General features: G+C 73.5%; 16 protein-coding genes. 4 read left to right on the top strand and 12 right to left on the bottom strand.

Annotation, left to right across the window (positions count from 1 at the left end):
- Nucleotides 1-135: 135 nt before the first annotated feature.
- The 9 genes from HCJ93_RS27485 to rimP form a co-directional block, all read right to left on the bottom strand.
- On the bottom strand, nucleotides 136-1,098 hold the full coding sequence (locus HCJ93_RS27485) for a bifunctional riboflavin kinase/FAD synthetase (RefSeq protein WP_167998528.1): 963 nt from the start codon (nucleotides 1,096-1,098) through the stop codon (nucleotides 136-138).
- 181 nt (nucleotides 1,099-1,279) lie between these two features.
- A complete protein-coding gene (locus HCJ93_RS27480; protein ID WP_373563621.1) occupies nucleotides 1,280-4,843 on the bottom strand; it encodes a trypsin-like peptidase domain-containing protein in 3,564 nt (1,187 codons plus the stop codon).
- Nucleotides 4,844-5,081: 238 nt separating this feature from the next.
- Complete coding sequence (gene truB, locus HCJ93_RS27475) at nucleotides 5,082-5,990, bottom strand: tRNA pseudouridine(55) synthase TruB (RefSeq protein ID WP_167998527.1); 909 nt, start codon at nucleotides 5,988-5,990, stop codon at nucleotides 5,082-5,084.
- Complete coding sequence (rbfA, locus tag HCJ93_RS27470; RefSeq protein WP_167998526.1) at nucleotides 5,987-6,436, bottom strand: 30S ribosome-binding factor RbfA; 450 nt, start codon at nucleotides 6,434-6,436, stop codon at nucleotides 5,987-5,989. The genes truB and rbfA overlap by 4 nt, the downstream gene beginning before the upstream one ends.
- Before the next feature lie 48 nt (nucleotides 6,437-6,484).
- Nucleotides 6,485-6,778 (bottom strand): DUF503 domain-containing protein, encoded by a 294-nt coding sequence (locus HCJ93_RS27465; protein ID WP_167998525.1) that lies wholly within the window; start codon nucleotides 6,776-6,778, stop codon nucleotides 6,485-6,487.
- A 185-nt stretch (nucleotides 6,779-6,963) separates the two neighbouring features.
- Nucleotides 6,964-9,957 (bottom strand): translation initiation factor IF-2, encoded by a 2,994-nt coding sequence (gene infB / locus HCJ93_RS30060; RefSeq protein ID WP_167998524.1) that lies wholly within the window; start codon nucleotides 9,955-9,957, stop codon nucleotides 6,964-6,966.
- Between the two features lie 160 nt (nucleotides 9,958-10,117).
- Nucleotides 10,118-10,399 carry a YlxR family protein gene (locus HCJ93_RS27455; RefSeq protein WP_167998523.1) on the bottom strand — a complete coding sequence of 94 codons (282 nt, stop codon included), beginning with the start codon at nucleotides 10,397-10,399 and terminating at the stop codon, nucleotides 10,118-10,120.
- Between the two features lie 137 nt (nucleotides 10,400-10,536).
- Nucleotides 10,537-11,523: a transcription termination factor NusA gene (gene nusA / locus HCJ93_RS27450; RefSeq protein WP_167998522.1), complete on the bottom strand. Its 987-nt coding sequence runs from the start codon at nucleotides 11,521-11,523 to the stop codon at nucleotides 10,537-10,539.
- A 2-nt stretch (nucleotides 11,524-11,525) separates the two neighbouring features.
- Nucleotides 11,526-12,023, bottom strand: a complete 498-nt coding sequence (gene rimP / locus HCJ93_RS27445; RefSeq protein ID WP_167998521.1) for a ribosome maturation factor RimP — start codon at nucleotides 12,021-12,023, stop codon at nucleotides 11,526-11,528.
- 30 nt (nucleotides 12,024-12,053) lie between these two features.
- Here rimP and HCJ93_RS27440 point away from each other — a divergent pair, with 30 nt between their 5' ends.
- From HCJ93_RS27440 to HCJ93_RS27425, 4 genes are all read left to right on the top strand, one after another.
- A complete protein-coding gene (locus HCJ93_RS27440) occupies nucleotides 12,054-12,272 on the top strand; it encodes a hypothetical protein (RefSeq protein WP_167998520.1) in 219 nt (72 codons plus the stop codon).
- Between the two features lie 439 nt (nucleotides 12,273-12,711).
- Complete coding sequence (locus tag HCJ93_RS30285; protein WP_373563620.1) at nucleotides 12,712-12,900, top strand: hypothetical protein; 189 nt, start codon at nucleotides 12,712-12,714, stop codon at nucleotides 12,898-12,900.
- Nucleotides 12,897-13,403, top strand: a complete 507-nt coding sequence (locus tag HCJ93_RS27430) for a ferritin-like domain-containing protein (protein WP_240967930.1) — start codon at nucleotides 12,897-12,899, stop codon at nucleotides 13,401-13,403. Before HCJ93_RS30285 ends, HCJ93_RS27430 begins: the two co-directional genes overlap by 4 nt.
- Nucleotides 13,404-13,453: 50 nt before the next feature.
- Nucleotides 13,454-14,371 carry an aminoglycoside phosphotransferase family protein gene (locus tag HCJ93_RS27425; protein WP_167998519.1) on the top strand — a complete coding sequence of 306 codons (918 nt, stop codon included), beginning with the start codon at nucleotides 13,454-13,456 and terminating at the stop codon, nucleotides 14,369-14,371.
- 505 nt (nucleotides 14,372-14,876) lie between these two features.
- Here HCJ93_RS27425 and HCJ93_RS27420 read toward each other — a convergent pair.
- The 3 genes from HCJ93_RS27420 to HCJ93_RS27410 form a co-directional block, all read right to left on the bottom strand.
- On the bottom strand, nucleotides 14,877-16,577 hold the full coding sequence (locus HCJ93_RS27420; RefSeq protein ID WP_167998518.1) for a proline--tRNA ligase: 1,701 nt from the start codon (nucleotides 16,575-16,577) through the stop codon (nucleotides 14,877-14,879).
- A 72-nt stretch (nucleotides 16,578-16,649) separates the two neighbouring features.
- A complete protein-coding gene (locus HCJ93_RS27415; RefSeq protein WP_167998517.1) occupies nucleotides 16,650-17,180 on the bottom strand; it encodes a GNAT family N-acetyltransferase in 531 nt (176 codons plus the stop codon).
- Nucleotides 17,181-17,209: 29 nt separating this feature from the next.
- Complete coding sequence (locus HCJ93_RS27410; protein WP_167998516.1) at nucleotides 17,210-18,058, bottom strand: GNAT family N-acetyltransferase; 849 nt, start codon at nucleotides 18,056-18,058, stop codon at nucleotides 17,210-17,212.
- Nucleotides 18,059-18,256 lie beyond the last annotated feature (198 nt).

The following is an 18,256-nucleotide window of genomic DNA, read 5'->3' as shown; positions in this document are numbered from 1 at the left end:
CTGCCGCACGGCGCCCGGGCCGGTGCTCAGGCGCCTGCCGGAAGGTCCGGCCGGGCAGGTGCCGAGGCGCCCCGCCGGAAGGTCCGGCCGGGCAGGTGCCGAGGCGCCCGCCGGAAGGTCCGGCCGGGCCGTCGCTCAGGCGCTCTGCTCGCGCTCGGCCGCGGTGATCAGCTCCTTGCACCGCTCGACGTCCTGCCGCATCTGCGCCATCAGGTCGTCCAGCGTGTCGAACTTCGCCTGCCCGCGCACGAACGCCAGGAAGTCCACGGCGACATGCAGCCCGTACAGGTCGAGCCCTTCCCGGTCGATGGCGTACGCCTCCACCGTGCGCTCGGTGCCGTCGAACTGCGGGTTGGTCCCGACCGAGATCGCCGCCGGCATCACCTCGCCCTGGGCGTGCAGCCAGCCGGCGTAGACGCCGTCGGCGGGGATCGCGGTGTGCGGCAGGGTCTCGACGTTGGCGGTGGGGAAGCCCAGTTCGCGGCCGCGCTGGGCGCCGCGCACCACCACGCCCTCCACGCGGTGCGGGCGGCCCAGGATCTCGGCGGCGCCGGCGACATCGCCCTCGGCGACCAGGCGCCGGGTGAGCGTGGAGGAGAACGGCTCGCCGCCGCCGGCCTCACCGGTGACGTACAGGTCGACGACCTCGACGTCGAAGTCGTACACCTTGCCCTGCTCGGCGAGGTAGTCCACGGTGCCGGCGGCCTTGTGGCCGAAGCGGAAGTTGGGGCCCTCCACGACCGCCTTGGCGTGCAGCTTGTCCACCAGCACCTTCACCACGAAGTCGGCCGGGGACAGCTTGGAGAACTCCTTGGTGAACGGCAGGATCAGCACGGCGTCCACGCCCAGCTCCGCCATGAGTTCGGCACGCCGGTGGTGCGGGGCGAGCAGCGGCGGGTGGCTGCCGGGGCGGACGACCTCGCTGGGGTGCGGGTCGAAGGTGACCACCACGGCGGGAATGCCCAGCTCGCGGGCGCGCTCCACGGCGTGCCGGATGATCAGCTGGTGCCCTCGGTGGACACCGTCGTAGGAGCCGATGGTGACGACGCTGCGCCCCCAGTCCTGGGGGATGTCCTCCAAGCCACGCCAGCGCTGCACTGTGCCTGCTCCTTGTCGAAACCTCGTCCAAACCGAGTACGCAGGTCTAAGGGTGCCATGCCGCCCGCCCTCGGCCCGCATCGGCATCGGGCCTGTGACGGGGTGCACGTCCGCACGGCAGGTCCGGCGACGGGTCCGGCGACAGGTCCGGTGGCCCGCCCGGTGACGGGGTCCGTGAGGGTCAAGCGGGGACGGTCGCACCTGCCAGGTTCTCGATGGCGCGCCGGGAGCTGGGGCCGACGACCGCGGCCCACTCCTGCGGCGCCTGTGCGAGCCATCCGGTCACGGCGGCGGCGAAGCCGGGGATGTGCCGGGACAGGTCGACCAGGGCGCGGTCGAAGCGCGTGGCGCCCTCGGCCGTGCGGATCAGCAGCAGACCGGTGCGGTGCACAAGCGCCCGCTGCTCCTCGCCGGTGTGACGGGCCGCGGCGCGCAGGACGGCGTCGAGGACGCCCGGGTCGCTCTCGTCGGCGAGGAGGCGGTCGAGCAGCTCCCGGCGCAGCGGGCGGGAGGAGGCCGCGCAGGGTGCGGCGAGGACTCCGGCGAGCGCGGCCCGCAGAGGTTCGGGACCGCCGGAGAGCAGGGCGGTGAGCAGTGGCCGCAGCCCGGTGTCCCCGAGGGCCGGCTCGCGGTCCAGCCGCCGGTCGGCGTAGGCCGCGATCTGCCCGGCGAGTTCCGGGCGCCGCCCGGCGGCGTCCCGGAGCAGCGCGGCGACCCGGTCGGTGAGCCCGGGTGTGGTGGCGTCGGCGAGGGCGTGGAGAGCCTCGGCGGAGCCGGCGGGCTGCGCCAGCCGCTCGCGGAAGGCGTCGAGCACCGGCCCGGGGTGCGTGCTCAGCGCCTGGATGAGGGCGCTCGGCGGCAGCAGCGGGTCGCCGGCCGTGAAGTGGCGCAGGGCGCGCGCCAGATGGCGGTCCCGGCTGCTGGGGTCGCGCACGAGCAGGGCGAGGGCGCCGCCGTGCAGGGCGCGGTCGCTGCTGCGGACCAGCAGGGCGAGGGCCGCGTAGCGCAGCAGCGCGCGGTCGGCGACGTCGCGGGCGTGCGGCGCGGCGCGCAGGCCGTAGGTCACGGCGGCGCTCCGGCGGGTGGGGCGTTCATCGCGGGCCCAGCGGTCGACGGCCCGGCACACGACGGCCGGTTCCTCCTCGGCGAGCGCGGTGAGCAGCTGCTCCGCCCTGCGGTGCGTGCTGTCGGCGAGGGCGTCGGTGAGCGTGTCCGGTGCGCGGTGCCGGTGGGTGTACAGCAGGGCCTGGGCGGCGGTGGCCGCGGTGGCGTGCGGGGTGGCGGGCAGCGGCCGCTCGTCGTCGAACCAGCGCACCAGCAGCGGCACCACGGCGCGGGGGTCGGCGGTGAGCTGCCGCGCGACCTCGTCGAGGAACCGCGGGCCGGGCTCGCAGGGGGGACCGTCGGCGTGCACCAGGCGGCGCAGCAGCGCCAGGCGGGCGTCCTGCGGCAGCGCGAGCGAGGCCCAGAAGGCCGGGCCGAGGCCGGGCGGCACGCTCCCCCGCTGACGCCAGGCCACGGTCCGGTCCGCCAGCAGCCGGAGCACCTCGGTGTACGGCGTGGCGTCCGGTACGCGGGTGAGGGTGCCGGTGAGCAGCCGGGCCGCCCACCAGGAGCCGGGGTCGGCGTCCAGCGCGTGCACCAGGTCGGCGAGGCGTGAGGCGAGGTGGCGGGGTCCGTGCTGGCGGGCGAGCAGCAGCATGGCCTGGGTGACGGGGCCGAGGCGGTGGTGCGGGACCGGCCGGTCCGGCCGGTCGTGCACCAGGGTGCGCAGGGCACCGTCCAGGTCGAGATGGAGGCCCTGGAGCCAGTCCGCGAGCTCCTCGTGGGCGAAGCGGTAGCCGGAGCCCGCGGGCACCAGGAGGCCCTCGGCGAGCACGGCGGAGGCCCAGCCGGTCCCGCCGCCGAGCCGGTGCGGCGCGGCTCCCCAGGGGAAGAGCGTCTCGAACGCCTCCCGAGTCAGCCCGCCGTCCTCGAGGCTGAGCCGCGCGGCCTCGTGCACCTGCCCGGCGACCCTGGCGGCGAGCCGCCGCACGGCGGTGCCGCGCACGCCGTTCTCGGCGGCGAGCCGCACGGCGACGCGCAGGCACGCCAGATCGAGGTAGGCGGCGAAGACGGCGTCCCGGTCGAGGCCGGCCTCGGGCGGGCGGATGTCGTCCACCCCGGCCCGGTCGTCGGCGCCGCCGCTGCCGCCGCGGGCACCGGATGCGGGTGCGGTGAGCGCGCGTGCGGGGGCCCAGTGCGGCCCCTGTCCTGCGGCGGGGCGGAGCCCGGCGCCGGACGGCGGGTCCGCGCCGTCGTCGCCGAGGGCCGCCAGGATCTCGGCGAGCAGGCGCAGGGTCAGGGGGTGCCGGGCGTCGGCCAGGACGCCCTCCGGGATGCCCTGGCGGCGGCGGGCCTCCCAGGCCTCCTCGGTGGTCAGATCGCCGAGGCGCACACAGGCGGGCGGGCCGTCCCCGCCGGGGCCGCTCCCGTGCAGCAGCTCCGCCGGGTAACGGGCGCCGGCCTGCTCCCAGTGCTCCTCGCGGCAGGCGAGCACCAGGCGTGCGCCCTGCTCGTTGAGCCAGCGGGCCGTCCCCGCGGTCCACGCGGGGAGCCGCTCGGCCAGTTCCGCCGGCATCTCCTCCGGGTTGTCGAGCAGGAGCAGCAGCGGGCGTCCGGTGGCGGCGGCGAACCGGGCGAGCCGCTCCGGTCCTGTGTCGCCGAGGTCCTCGACGGGGCCGGGGGTGTGGCCGGCGGCGGCCACGATCCGGGCGGACCGGTCCAGCGCCCGGCGGGCGGCGTCCGCGACCGAGGTGTCCTCACCGCGCAGGTCCGCGCCGCGCAGCCACAGCGTCGGCCGCCCCGCCCGGTGCCGGCGGGCGGCGAGCGCCGCCAGTTCCGTGGTGCGGCCGCTGCCGGGCGGCCCGACCAGGCCCAGCACGCAGGCGGTGCCCTCCTCGAAGGCGGTGAGTTCGGCGATCACGGCCGTGCGCTCCACCACGGGCTGCGGCAGCAGGGCACCGGGCGGTCCGTCCTGGGCCACCGAGGTGGCCGTGAGCTCCAGCAGTCCGGCGAGGTTCAGGTCGTCGCCGTAGGCGGGGACCGTGGCCGCGTTCTCGGCGAGCAGCTCGCCGAGCGCCTCGGTGGCGGGGCGCAGGGGCACGGCGAATCCGACGTCGGCGGTCTCGGACGACAGTGCCGTGCCGAGCACGCCCAGCACGGCGCCGGTGGCCGCGTCGAGCACCGGGCCGCCCGCCGCGCCGCCGCCCAGCCGCAGCGCGTCCCGGCCCGCGGTGCCCACGGCGAGTTCCAGCGCCTCGGGCAGCCCGTGGCAGCGGTCCACGGCGGTGTAGGTGACCGGGGTGGTGCCCAGTACCCGCGCCTGACGCCAGCCGCCCGCGGGGATGCGGACGTAGGTGCCGGGGTCGATGTGCTCGCGGGCGGAGACCGGCAGGGGGGCCACGCCGAGCCCTTCGGTGCGCACCAGCGCCAGGCCCAGCGCGGGCAGCGCGGTCACCTCGTCCGCCGTGACCGCGCAGCTCCGCCCGGAGGGGGCGTGGAGCACCAGGCGGGGCAGTCCGTCGACCGCCTCGTGGCTGGTGATCAGCGTGCCGTGGTGGTCGGCGAGGAAGCCGGTGCCGCGCGGCCGGCCGGCGAGGTCGTGGATGCGTACCAGGACGTCGTCGGGGGCGCTCCCCCGGTCCGGGACGCTGCCCCGGTCGGAGACGCTCGCCTGTTCCGGGGCGATCCGCTGAGCCGTCACGCCGCCTCCCCGCCGTACCGCCGTGCCTTGCTCCGACGGTACGGCGAAGATGATCAGCGGGACAGAGCGCCGGACGAACGCGCCCCCTTCCGCTCCCCCGGTTCACTCCGAGCGCCCGCGCTTACGGGTGAACGGGCGGGGCGGGACGGATACACCCTGGGGATGGGGGAACCGAGGGGGACCGTGGAGCGGCGCCCCGCGCGGCACAGGACGCCGCTCCGCGGCAGTCCCGGTGTCGTCAGCCGCCGAACACGGCGAGGCTCTTGGCCTTGCCCTTCTGCTGCTCGACCAGGGCGAGCAGCCGGCCCTCCGGGTCGAAGACCGCCACGGGGCCCGAGCCCGCGTACTCGTCCGGCATCTCCAGACGCACCCCGTTGGTGAGCAGCCGGGCGCGCCTGGCGTCGACGTCCCAGCGGGGGAAGGCCGCGGCGGCGGCCTCGGCGATCGGCATGACGGTCAGCTCCTGCTCGAGCTGCTCCAGCGTCTTCGCCGAGTCCAGCTTGTACGGGCCGACGCGGGTGCGGCGCAGCGCGGTGAGGTGGCCGCCGACCCCGAGGTCGGCGCCGAGGTCGCGGGCGAGGGCGCGGATGTAGGTGCCGGAGGAGCAGACGACGGAGACCACCAGGTCGATCACCCTGGTGCCGTCCTCGGCCTCGGCCTCGCGCATGTCGTGCACCAGGAACGAGGAGACGGTGACCGGCCGGGCCGGGATGTCGAAGTCCTCGCCCTCGCGGGCCCGCTTGTAGGAGCGCACGCCGTCGATCTTGATGGCGCTGACCTTGGACGGCACCTGCATGATGTCGCCGGTCAGCTTGGCGACGCCGGCGTCGACGGCCTCCCGGGTGATCCCGGAGGCGTCCGTGCTGGAGGTGATCTCGCCCTCGGCGTCGTCGGTGACGGTGTTCTGCCCGAGCCTGATGGTGCCCAGGTACTCCTTCTCCGTCAGGGCGAGGTGTCCGAGGAGCTTGGTCGCCTTCTCGACGCCGAGGACCAGCACACCGGTGGCCATCGGGTCGAGCGTGCCGGCGTGACCGACGCGGCGGGTGCGTGCGATGCCGCGCATCTTGGCGACCACGTCGTGCGAAGTGAAGCCCGACGGCTTGTCGACGATGACAAGGCCGTCGGGCGTGCGGTGCTTCTGGGTCATTCGGCGGTGTCGTCCGTCTCGTCGTCGCCCGGCTTGCGGTACGGGTCGGGGTCTCCTGCGTAGGTCGCCCCGGCGGACGCCTCGCGCACCTTGGCGTCGGACTGGCGCGCCTTGTCGAGGAGGTCCTCGATGGTGCGTGCGGTGTCCGGCAGGGCGTCCATGACGAAGGTCAGGGTCGGCGTGAACTTCACGCCCGCCGCCCGGCCCACCTCGGAGCGCAGGATGCCCTTGGCGCTCTCCAGGCCGGCCGCCGCGGCCTTGCGCTCCTCGTCGTCCCCGTAGACGGTGTAGAAGACCGTCGCCTCCCGGAGGTCACCGGTGACCCGGGTGTCCGTGATGGTGACGTGCGAGCCGAGCCGCGGGTCCTTGATCCCACGCTGCAGCTTCTGGGCCACCACCTCTCGGATGAGGTCCGCCAGCCTTTTCGCCCGCGCGTTGTCGGCCACTGGTCGTCTCCCGTTCTTTCCTGTCTCGAATCTCGCCAGCTGTGATCGTCAGTCGTCTTCGCCGTGAAAGCGCCGTCTGACGGACAGCAGCTCCACCTCGGGGCGGCCGGCGACCAGTCGCTCGCAACGGTCCAGCACGTCGGTCAGGTGCCCCGCGTCGCCGGAGACCATCGCGATGCCGATGAGAGCCCGGCGATGGAGGTTCATGTGATCCACCTCGGCCGCGCTCACCGCGTACTTGCGCTGGAGCTCGGCGACGATCGGGCGGACGACGGAGCGCTTCTCCTTCAGCGACCTGACATCGCCGAGGAGGAGGTCGAAGGACAGCGTCCCCACAAGCATGTGTGCAACCGGTTAACCCGCCGGTGCGGGATCGATGGACCTTCGAGAACCGTACATCGAACGGGTGCGGCCCATCGACGCAATTGCCGGGCGGGCAGCCGCGGCCCCCGTGGGGTGCGGCCGGTCGCCAGACGCGGCGCTGGCCGACGGGAACGCGTCCCGTCGGCCAGCTCCAGCCGTGGGTGTTACGCCCGCGGCTTCTCGCGCATCTCGTACGTCGCGATGATGTCGTCGACCTTGATGTCGTTGAAGTTTCCGAGGTTGATACCGCCCTCGAAGCCTTCGCGGATCTCGGTGACGTCGTCCTTGAAGCGACGCAGACCCTCGATGGTGAGGTTCTCGGCGACCACCTTGCCGTCGCGGATGAGCCGCGCCTTGGTGTTCCGCCGGACCTCGCCGGAGCGGATGATGACACCCGCGATGTTGCCCAGCTTGGACGACTTGAAGACCTCGCGGATCTCCGCCGTACCGAGCTCGACCTCCTCGTACTCCGGCTTGAGCATGCCCTTGAGGGCCGCCTCGATCTCCTCGATCGCCTGGTAGATGACCGAGTAGTACCGGACGTCCACACCCTCGCGCTCGGCCATCTGCTGTGCCCGCCCGGCGGCGCGCACATTGAAGCCGATCACGATGGCGTCGGAACCCATCGCCAGGTCGATGTCGGACTCCGTGACCGCACCGACACCGCGGTGCAGGACGCGGATGTCGACCTCTTCGCCGACGTCCAGCTGGAGCAGCGCGGACTCGAGGGCCTCGACCGAACCGGAGGCGTCACCCTTGATGATCAGGTTCAGCTGCTGGACCTCGCCGGCCTTGAGCACCTTGTCCAGGTCCTCGAGCGAGACGCGGCGCGTGCGCTTGGCGAACGCCGCGTTGCGCTCACGGGCGGCGCGCTTCTCGGCGATCTGACGGGCCGTACGGTCCTCGTCCACGACGATGAAGTTGTCGCCCGCACCCGGGACGTTGGTGAGGCCCAGGACCTGCACCGGCGTCGACGGGCCGGCCTCGGAGACGTTGTTGCCGCTGTCGTCGAGCATGGCGCGCACACGGCCGTAGGCGTCGCCCACCACCATCGTGTCGCCGACCCGCAGCGTGCCTCGCTGGACGAGGACGGTCGCCACGGCACCGCGCCCGCGGTCGAGCCGGGACTCGATCGCGATGCCCTGCGCGGCCTGCTTGGGGTTGGCCCGCAGGTCGAGCGAGGCGTCCGCGGTGAGGATGACGGCCTCGAGCAGCTCGTCGATGTGCAGACCCTGCTTGGCGGAGATGTCGACGAACATGGTGTCGCCGCCGTACTCCTCGGCCACCAGGCCGTACTCGGTCAGCTGACCGCGCACCTTCTGCGGGTCCGCGCCCTCGACGTCGATCTTGTTGACCGCGACGACGATCGGCACCTCGGCCGCCTTGGCGTGGTTGAGCGCCTCGACCGTCTGCGGCATGACGCCGTCGTTGGCCGCGACCACCAGGATCGCGATGTCGGTCGACTTCGCACCGCGGGCACGCATGGCGGTGAACGCCTCGTGACCCGGGGTGTCGATGAAGGTGATCTTGCGCTCTTCGTCGTTGACCTCGGTCGTGACCTGGTAGGCACCGATGTGCTGGGTGATGCCACCGGCCTCGCCCGCGATGACGTTCGTCTTGCGGATGGCGTCGAGCAGGCGGGTCTTACCGTGGTCGACGTGACCCATGACGGTGACGACCGGCGGGCGGACCACCAGGTCCTCCTCGCTGCCCTCGTCCTCGCCGAACTCCAGGTCGAAGGACTCGAGCAGCTCGCGGTCCTCCTCCTCCGGGCTGACGATCTGAACCTTGTAGTTCATCTCCTCGGCCAGGAGTTGGAGCGTCTCGTCGGAGACGGACTGGGTCGCGGTGACCATCTCGCCGAGGTTCATCATGACCGCGACGAGCGACGCCGGGTTGGCGTTGATCTTCTCCGCGAAGTCGGTGAGCGAGGCACCGCGCGACAGGCGAATGGTCTCGCCGTTGCCGCGAGGCAGCATCACGCCGCCGACCGACGGGGCCTGCATGGCCTCGTACTCCTGACGCCGCTGCCGCTTCGACTTGCGGCCACGGCGCGCGGGACCGCCGGGACGGCCGAAGGCGCCCTGCGTGCCGCCACGGCCACCCGGGCCGCCGGGACGACCGCCGAAGCCGGGACGGCCGCCACCACCGAAACCGCCGCCGGGACGACCGCCGAAGCCGCCGCCACCGGGACGACCGCCACCGCCGCCGGGACGACCGGCGAAGCCGCCGCCGGGACGACCGCCGCCGGGACGGCCGGCACCGGCCGGACCACGGCCGCCGCCGGGACCAGGACGCGGGCCGGCAGCCGGACGCTGCGGCATCATGCCCGGGTTCGGACGCGGACCGCCGGGACGGGGACCGCCCTGCGGACGCGGCATCGAGCCCGGGGTCGGGCGCTGCCCGCCCGGAGCCTGCGGACGCGGGCCGCCCTGGCCGGGAGCCTGCGGACGGGGACCGCCGCCGGGAGCACCGGGGCCGCCCGGACGCGGCGCCTGCGGGCGCGGAGCCTGGGGACGGGCCATGCCGGTGGAGCCACCGGAGGTGAAGGGGTTGTTGCCGGGACGCGGACCGGCCGGACGGGCGCCCGGACGGGGAGCCGCGCCACCGGGACGCTGGCCCTGGCCCGCCGGACGGTTCTGGCCGCCCTGACCCTGGCCCGCGGGACGCGCACCGGGCTTCGGGGCGCCGGGACGCGCGCCGGGCTTCGGACCCGGCTGGGCCGGGGCCGACGGCGGGGCCTGGAACTCCGGGGCCGCCGGAGCCGGACGCGGCGTGGGCCGCGGACCCGGCGTCGGGCGCGGACCGGGAGTGGCCGGCGAGGGCGCCGACGAGGCCGAGGGCTGCTGGCTCTCGGCCGGCTTGGGCGCGGCCGGCGGCTTCGGGGCAGCCTTGCGTGCCGCCTGCGCCGGGGACGGCGCGGGGGCGGGCTTGGGTGCCGACGGCGATGCCTTCTTGGGCGCGGCGGGCTTCGCGGCGGACTTGCCGTTGCCCCCGCCGCCCTGCTGGAAGGCGTCGGTCAGCTTGCGTACTACGGGCGCTTCGATGGTCGAAGACGCCGAACGGACGAATTCACCGAGTTCCTGGAGCTTGGCCATGACGACCTTGCTCTCCACGCCGAACTCCTTGGCGAGTTCGTAGACCCGGACCTTAGCCACTTCGCTCCTTTGAGGTCCGGGTTGCGTCCGGACCGTCGCTAGTTCATGGGCGTACTCATCGCGTACTCATCGAGTGCTCATCGCAATCTCGACCTGCTTTCGACTCGCGAGGTACCAGACCGCACGGGGGGTTCCGTACGGCGCTTCTTACGGGCTGCTCTCAGCAACCTTGTGCCTGCTCGACGTATTGGCGCAACGCCATTACGTCGAGCGGTCCCGGGACGCGCAGCGCCCTCGGAAACGCCTTGCGGCGCACTGCCTGGTCCAGACAGACCGGGACGGGGTGCACATAAGCACCCCGGCCGGGCAGCGTACCGCGAGGATCGGGGACGCACGCGCCCTCGATCGCCACGATCCGCAGCAGCTCGTTCTTGACCGCTCGCTCCCGGCACCCCACACAGGTGCGCTCAGGGCATGCGCGGATACGTGTCCGGCCAGACACAGCTAAGTCTACCTCCCCGGACCGACCTCACCCCTTCGGGGCAAGAATCGAACACACGGCGGACGCAAAGCTGTCGTGATCTCAGCGTCCTGCGGACTGGATCTATTCCCCGGACGCCGCCGGGGCCGCGTGACCTGTCACTGAGCGGCCTGCTCGGTGTCGGGCCGGATGTCGATCCGCCAGCCGGTCAGACGGGCGGCGAGCCGGGCGTTCTGCCCTTCCTTGCCGATCGCCAGGGACAGCTGGTAGTCCGGCACGGTGACCCGCGCGGAACGGGTCGCCATGTCCACGATCTCGACCTTGGACACCCGGGCCGGGGACAGCGCGTTCGCCACCATCTCGGCCGGGTCGTCGGACCAGTCGACGATGTCGATCTTCTCGCCGTTCAGCTCCGCCATCACATTGCGCACCCGGCCGCCCATGGGGCCGATGCAGGCGCCCTTGGCGTTCAGGCCGGGCCGGCTGGAGCGGACGGCGATCTTCGTGCGGTGACCGGCCTCACGGGCGATCGCGGCGATCTCGACGGAACCGTCGGCGATCTCCGGCACCTCGAGAGCGAACAGCTTCTTCACCAGGTTCGGGTGGGTGCGCGAGAGCGTGACGGACGGGCCGCGCACGCCCTTCGCAACCCGCACCACATAGCAGCGCAGCCGCATGCCGTGCGGGTACTCCTCGCCGGGCACCTGCTCCTGCACCGGCAGGATGGCCTCCAGCTTGCCGATGTCCACCAGCACGTTCTTCGGGTCGCGGCCCTGCTGGACCACGCCCGTGACGATGTCCCCCTCGCGGCCGGCGTACTCGCCGAGCGTCGCGTCGTCCTCGGCGTCGCGCAGCCGCTGCAGGATGACCTGCTTGGCGGTGGTGGCGGCGATACGGCCGAAGCCGGACGGGGTGTCGTCGAACTCGCGGGGCTCCTGGCCCTCCGGAACGTCCTCCGGGTCCTCCTTCGCCCACACGGTCACATGCCCGGTCTGCCGGTCGAGCTCCACCCTCGCGTGCTTGCGGCTTCCCTCGGTGCGGTGATAGGCGATGAGGAGGGCCGCTTCGATCGCCTCGACGAGCAGGTCGAAGGAGATCTCCTTCTCCCGTACCAGGCCCCGCAGGGCGCTCATGTCGATGTCCACGGCTACGCCTCCTCTTCCTTCTTGTCCTTGCGGTTGAACTCGACCTGCACGCGCGCCCTGTCGATGTCGGAGAAGGCGAGTCTGCGGGTGGTGGCCTTGCGGCCCTTCACTCCGGGCACTTCGAGATCAAGACCCTCGTCGTCGGTCTTCAGGATCCTGGCGACCAGTTCGCCGCCGTCCGCCAGCTGGAACTTCACCAGGCGGCCCGTGGCGCGGACGTAGTGCCGGTGCTCGGTGAGGAGGCGTTCCGCGCCGGGGGTCCCGACCTCGAGGGTGTACTCCCCGCTGCCCATCGCGTCGGTCTCGTCCAGCTTCGCCGAGAGCGCACGGCTCACATCGGCGATCCGGTCCAGATCCGCACCGGTGTCGGAGTCGACGACTACACGCAGCACACGGCGCCGGCCGACGGGGTCCACGGCGATCTCCTCGAGATCGAGGCCCTGTGAGGTGACGAGCGGTTCCAGAAGTTCTCGCAGCCTCTCGCTCTGGGTGGTGCTCATCCGGGTGACTCCTCGGCCGCGTGTGCTGTTGTGGGATGGGTCGCGTGTCTGGTCAAAGGGTATCCGGTCGCGCAGGGTGTTGCCGTCCACCTGGTGCCGATGGCGGCCGCCGTGCGTGGTGCCGGGTACGGTGATCGCGGGCTGTGGCCCGTCATCGTCTTCCGCCGCCGCGTTGTGCACGAGTTCCTCGAGGACGTCAGCCGTGTCGTTGTTTCCGCAGTCCGTGTCTTCTTCGTCGCCGTCGGCTGAGGCGCCGGCTTCGGTCCCGGTTTCGTCCTTCTGTGCGGCGGGGCCGCGGAGGAGGAGTCTGCTGATCGCTTCCGCGGTCCTGCCGGCTGTGGCCGCGACCGGGTGCACCGGTGGGTCCGGGAAGTCGGGGGCGGGTGAGCGCAGGCCGGAGTCGGCGGAGGAGCGGGCGCGGGCTCGGGCGGCGCGGGAGAGCGCGGAGCTGGTGGAGCGGTACGACGCGGTGATCGCGGCGCATCCGAAGCTGGCGGGGCGGCTGGGGCTGCTGCGGGCGGATGTGGTGCGGCAGGAGGCCGCGTTCGGGGGCGGGGCGGGGAAACACGCCTCGCCTTCGGCAACGGCGCCCGCTTCGGGTTCGCCGTCCGCTTCGGCATCCGTTTCGGGGTCGGCGCCCGCTTCGGCGTCGGGTCCGGTTTCGGGTTCGCCGTCCGAGGAGGCCGTGGTGGCGGCTTCGCCTTCAGGGGTGCCCGGGGACGAGAAGGAGGCGCTCGCTCAGCTCGCCAGGGCGGAGCGGGAGCTTGCCGACCGGCGGGCCGAGGGGCTGGTGGAGGCTCCGGGTGAGCTGGCGCGGCTGCTGGCCTCGGTGGCGGCGGCCGGTGCGGCGCGTGCGTATCTGCTGACGAAGGCATGACCGGAGAGGGTGACCGGATGAGCGAGGGCGAGACCGCGGCGGCCAAGGACCGGGAGCTGCGGGCGCTGCAGGCCGCACTGGCCGCGGAGCACGCGGCGGTGTACGGCTACGGGGTCGTCGGCGGGCGCATCGGCAAGGAGCGGCGCGGGGAGGTTCGCGCCGCGTACGACGCGCACCGGGCCCGGCGGGACGTGCTGGTGCGGCAGGTGCGGGACGCCGGCGCCACGCCCGTGGCGGCGGCCGCGGGGTACGCGCTGCCGTTCGCGGTGCCGGACGCGGCGGCCGCGGTGCGGCTCGCCGCGGAGCTGGAGGACCGGGTGGCCGGGATCTACGCGGACCTGGTGCGGGACAGCACGGGTGAGCGGCGGCGGGCGGCGGCCGAGGCGTTGCGGGAGGCGGCGGTGCGGTCGGTGCGCTGGAGCGGGAAGAGCGTAGCCTTCCCTGGGCTCGCCGAGCGGTCGGGGGCCGGTACGACGCCGGGGGCTGCGGCACCGGCGCGATGACGGGGGCGGCGTGGACGCGCCGCGTACAGCAGGAAGGGAACGACTCGCGCATGGTTTTCGAACCGCCGAAGCGTCTGGTGAGGGCGCTCGCGGAGACGGCGCCGGACGGCGACGACTGGCTGGCGAAGCTGCCGGAGAGGGCGGAGCGGGCCGTCGCAGCGCGCGAGTTGACCGTGGAGCGGGTGCAGGTGCCCGGGGGGCGGAGCAGCCTGGTGGTGCTGGTGCGGACGGCGGACGGGACGCCGGCCGTGCTGAAGCTGGCGCCGGCGCGGGCGCGGCCGGAGCACGAGCGGGCGGCGCTGGCGCACTGGGGTGGGCTGGGCGCCGTGCAGTTGCTGGAGTCCTCGGCGGAGCAGGGTGCCGAGGTGGGTGTGCTGCTCTTGGAGCGGCTGCATCCGGATGTGTCGGTGCGGTCGTTGCCGGAGGCGAAGGCGCTGCTGGAGGCGGCGGGGACGCTGCGGCGGCTGTGGGTGCCGCCGCCCGAGGGCCATGGCTTCGAGACGGTCGAGGAGCGCACGGGGCGGCAGGCGGAGGCCATGCGGGCCAGTGCGGAGCGGGATCCCGAGGTGCGGCCGCTGGTGGAGGCGGCGCTGACGGCGCGGGAGGAGTTGCTGGCGACGACGCCCCAGTCGGCGGCGCGGCTGCTGCACGGGACGTTCCGGCAGAGCAAGGTGCTGGCCGGGGAGCGGATGCCGTGGCTGGCCGTGGGGCCGGATCCGGTGGTCGGTGAGTGTGCCTTCGATCTGGCGCGGCTGGTGCGGGACCGGGTGGAGGATCTGATCGCGCAGCCGTCGGGGGCGGCGACGACGCGGCGGCGGGTGAAGCGGCTGGCGGAGTCGCTGGAGGTCGATCAGGAGCGGCTGCGCGGGTGGACGTTGTTCCGTGCGGTGGAGTCGGGCGTGCGGGCGCGGCGTGTGGGGCGTGAGCAGGACGCGGAGCTGTTGCTGGAGTTCGCCGGCTGGTTGTAGGGCGCACGGGGTGCCGGTCCAGGGTGCGCGCCGTGGGGGTCGCGTGGAGGCGTTCAGGGTGCGCGCCGTGGGGGTCGCGTGGAGCGTTCAGGGTGCGCGCCGTGGGGGTCGCGTGGAGGCGTTCAGGGTGCGCGCCGTGGGGGTCGCGTGGAGCGTTCAGGGTGCGCGCCGTGGTGCCTGATGTCGTGTGGCAGGGGTGCGTGCGGCGGGTGCGGGTGTGTACGGGTGCGCGTTGATCCCTGCGGCGCCCGTGCGGGGCCGGCGGGGGTGCGCGTGGCGCCCGGGGGCGGTGGGTGAGCCGGGGCCGCACCGGAGGTCCGTCCTCGGTACGCGGCGGGGCCGGTCACGAGGGTGCCCGGAGTCTCCGCCGCCCGCCGCGGGCGGACGCCCCCGGCACGTCCCCTCCCCGCCGCGCGGCACACCGGTACGTCCGCGAGAAGGGCGACGCCGTTGCGTGCGCGCGGGTGCGGATGCGGAGGGGGCACCCGTGGGTGCCCCCTCACGATCAGGCCGTGAGGCGGGTGACGGCCTCTTCGACGGTGAGTTCCTCGCGTTCGCCGGTCCTGCGGTCCTTGAGTTCGACGATGCCCTCGGCGGCACGGCGGCCGGCGACCAGGATCTGGGGGACGCCGATCAGTTCGGAGTCGGTGAACTTGACGCCCGGGGAGACGCCGGCCCGGTCGTCGACCAGGACGCGGACGCCCGCGGCGGCCAGCTTCTGCGAGACGTCGAGGGCCAGCTCGGTCTGGAGGGCCTTGCCGGCGGCGACGACGTGGACGTCGGCGGGGGCGACCTCCTTGGGCCAGCACAGGCCCTTGTCGTCGGCGGTCTGCTCGGCGAGGGCGGCGACGGCGCGGGAGACGCCGATGCCGTAGGAGCCCATGGTGACGCGGACCGGCTTGCCGTTCTGGCCGAGGACGTCCAGCTTGAGGGCGTCGGCGTACTTGCGGCCCAGCTGGAAGATGTGGCCGATCTCGATGGCGCGGTCCAGCTTGAGGCCGGTGCCGCACCTGGGGCAGGGGTCGCCCTCCTCGACGACGACCACGTCGACGTACTCGTCGACCTCGAAGTCGCGGCCGGCGACGACGTTCTTGGCATGCGTGTCGGCCTTGTTGGCGCCGGTGATCCAGGCGGTGCCGGGGGCGACGCGCGGGTCGGCGATGTACGTGACCTTGTCCAGGCCCTGCGGGCCGACGTAGCCGCGCACCAGGTCGGGGCGGGCGATGAAGTCGGCCTCGGTGACCAGTTCGACGGCGGCCGGGGCGAAGTGGGCCTCGACCTTGCCCATGTCGACCTCGCGGTCGCCGGGGACGCCGATGGCGACGATCTCGCCGTCCACCTTGACCAGGAGGTTCTTCAGGGTGGCGGAGGCCGGGACGCCGAGCTGGGCGGCGAGGGTGTCGATGGTGGGGGTGTCGGGGGTGGGGATGTCCTCCGCGGCGGGGACGTCCGTGGCGTCGGCCGGCTTCAGCTCGTAGGAGATCGCCTCGGTGTTGGCGGCGAAGTCGCAGTTGGGGCAGTCCGCGAAGATGTCCTCGCCGGCCTCGGCGGGAGCGAGGAACTCCTCCGACTTGGAGCCGCCCATGGCGCCCGCGGTGGCGGCGCAGATGCGGTAGTCGAGGCCGAGGCGGTCGAAGATCCGCTGGTAGGCCTTGCGGTGCAGGGCGTAGGACTCGGCGAGGCCCTCGTCGGCGAGGTCGAAGGAGTAGGAGTCCTTCATCAGGAACTCGCGGCCGCGCAGGATGCCGGCGCGGGGGCGGGCCTCGTCGCGGTACTTGTGCTGGATCTGGTAGAGGATCACCGGCATGTCCTTGTAGGACGTGCACTGGTCCTTCACCAGGAGGGTGAAGATCTCCTCGTGGGTGGGGCCGAGGAGGTAGTCGCCGCCCTTGCGGTCCTTCAGGCGGAAGAGTTCCTGCCCGTACTCGTCCCAGCGGCCGGTGGCGTCGTAGGGCTCGCGGGGCAGCAGGGCCGGGAGGAGGACCTCCTGCGCGCCGATGGCGTCCATCTCCTCACGGACCACCCGCTCGATGTTGGCGAGGACCTTCTTGCCGAGGGGCAGCCAGGACCAGATGCCGGCGGCGGTGCGGCGGACGTAGCCGGCGCGGACGAGCAGCTTGTGGCTGAGGACCTCGGCGTCCGCCGGGTCGTCGCGCAGCGTCTTCGCCATCAACTGGGACATGCGCTGGACCGGTGCGTTCGCCATGGTTCTCGTACTCCTGCTGCGTCTGGGTGATGACAGGAGGTTAGCCGGGCGGTGCCAGCCGGTGGAAATCGGTTATGCGCGAAGGAGTGGCAGCGGGGCGCCCATGACGGCGTAGGGCTTGGCGGCGCTGGGGAAGTGCACCTGGCGGGCGAGGTCCTTGTAGCCGAGGGAACGGTAGAGCTTGCGGGCGGGGCTCTCGACGTCGATCGCGGAGAGGATCGACCGGGGCTCGGTGGCGGTGTCGGTGATGGTGGTGATCAGGGCGCGGCCGATGCCCTGTTTCTGGTGGCTGGGGTGGACGTGCAGCTCGGTGATGACGAAGGAGTCGTCGAGCCAGTGGTCGTTGCCCTGGGCGCGCAGGTAGGGCTCGACGACGGTGGACCACCAGTGGGAGCGGTCGTTGGGCATGCCGTAGACGAAGCCGACCAGGCGGCCGTCGGCGGTGGCCCCGTAGGCCCGGGCACCCCGGTGGGTCATGTGGCGCAGGACGATCTGCCGGCGGACCGCCACCTCGTCGGGGCCCAGCCCGAAGGCTGCGGCCTGGACGGCCAGGGCCTCGTCGACGTGGGCGGTGAGGTCCAGGGGGCCGATGACGGGGTCCATGGCGGGGAGCCTACAGTCCCGGCGCGGGGTCAGAAGAGAACGCTCATGAAGGCGCCGACCTCCTTGAAGCCCACCTTCTCGTAGGTGCGGCGTGCGGGGGTGTTGAAGTCGTTGACATAGAGGCTCGCCACGGGGGCCACGTCGGCCAGGGCGTAGCGCAGGACGGCCGCCATGCCGGGGGCGGCGAGGCCCTTGCCGCGGTGTTCGGGAACCACCCAGACGCCCTGGATCTGGCAGGCACGGTCGGTGGCGGCGCCGATCTCCGCCTTGAAGACGACCTTGCCGTCGGCGTCGAAGCGGGCGAAGGAGCGGCCGGAGCCGACGAGTTCGGCGACCCTGGCCTGGTAGAGGAGGCCGCCGTCGCCGGCCAGCGGGGAGACGCCGACCTCCTCGGTGAACATGGCCACACAGGCCGGCATGATCGTCTCCATCTCGTCCTTGCGGACGCGGCGGACGTACGGGTCCGGGGCGATGTGCTCGGGCAGCCGGTCGGTGACCATCAGGGGCTGGTGGCGGCGGACCTCGCGGGCGGGGCCCCACTGGGGTTCGAGGAGCCGCCAGAGTTCTGCGGTGGTGTCGGCGGGGCCGACGATGGAGGAGCAGCGGCGTCCCGCGCGGCGGGCCCGGTCGGCGAAGGCGCGGATCGCCCTGGGGGTGGCGCAGATGGGGACGAGGTTGGCGCCGGCGTAGCAGAGCGAGGTGAGGATGCCGCCCTCGTACCAGCCCCACATCTCGCCGCCGAGCCGCCACGGGTCCAGGCCGGCGACCTGCACGCGTGAGGTCACGAAGGCGTTCGCCACGGGCTCGCGGTCGAGCACGGCGAGAGCGGCGTCCAGGTCACTCGGTTCGAGGACCCGGGAGGTGGTCTGCGTCAACACGGGCGGGGCCTCACACACACTCGAGTCTGCTGATTTCCGCACTGTACCTGCGGAGCTTGTGCGGTGCCGCCTGGTGGGAGGCCGGCCGTCCGACCTGCGGGTTGGCGCCGCCGGTGCCGCCGGGCCGGGGGCTGCCGCCCCCGGGGTCCGGCCAGTGGTGTCAGTCGGCGACGGAGACCGAGGGCTCGCCCGAGGGCA

Source organism: Streptomyces composti, from assembly GCF_012034205.1.
GTDB classification, from domain to species: Bacteria; Actinomycetota; Actinomycetes; order Streptomycetales; family Streptomycetaceae; genus Streptomyces; species Streptomyces composti.
Note: the sequence above shows the minus strand (reverse complement) of the source record. Positions and strands in the feature narration are given on the sequence as shown.

What these genes read in the sequence shown, in the direction of transcription:
- HCJ93_RS27430 (WP_240967930.1), top strand. Translation starts at nt 12,897, where the DNA reads ATGACCGGAGAGGGTGACCGGATGAGCGAGGGCGAGACCGCGGCGGCC.
- HCJ93_RS27425 (WP_167998519.1), top strand. Translation starts at nt 13,454, where the DNA reads ATGGTTTTCGAACCGCCGAAGCGTCTGGTGAGGGCGCTCGCGGAGACG.
- truB (WP_167998527.1), bottom strand. Translation starts at nt 5,990, where the DNA reads ATGACCCAGAAGCACCGCACGCCCGACGGCCTTGTCATCGTCGACAAG.
- HCJ93_RS27415 (WP_167998517.1), bottom strand. Translation starts at nt 17,180, where the DNA reads ATGGACCCCGTCATCGGCCCCCTGGACCTCACCGCCCACGTCGACGAG.
- HCJ93_RS27420 (WP_167998518.1), bottom strand. Translation starts at nt 16,577, where the DNA reads ATGGCGAACGCACCGGTCCAGCGCATGTCCCAGTTGATGGCGAAGACG.
- rimP (WP_167998521.1), bottom strand. Translation starts at nt 12,023, where the DNA reads ATGAGCACCACCCAGAGCGAGAGGCTGCGAGAACTTCTGGAACCGCTC.
- HCJ93_RS27465 (WP_167998525.1), bottom strand. Translation starts at nt 6,778, where the DNA reads ATGCTTGTGGGGACGCTGTCCTTCGACCTCCTCCTCGGCGATGTCAGG.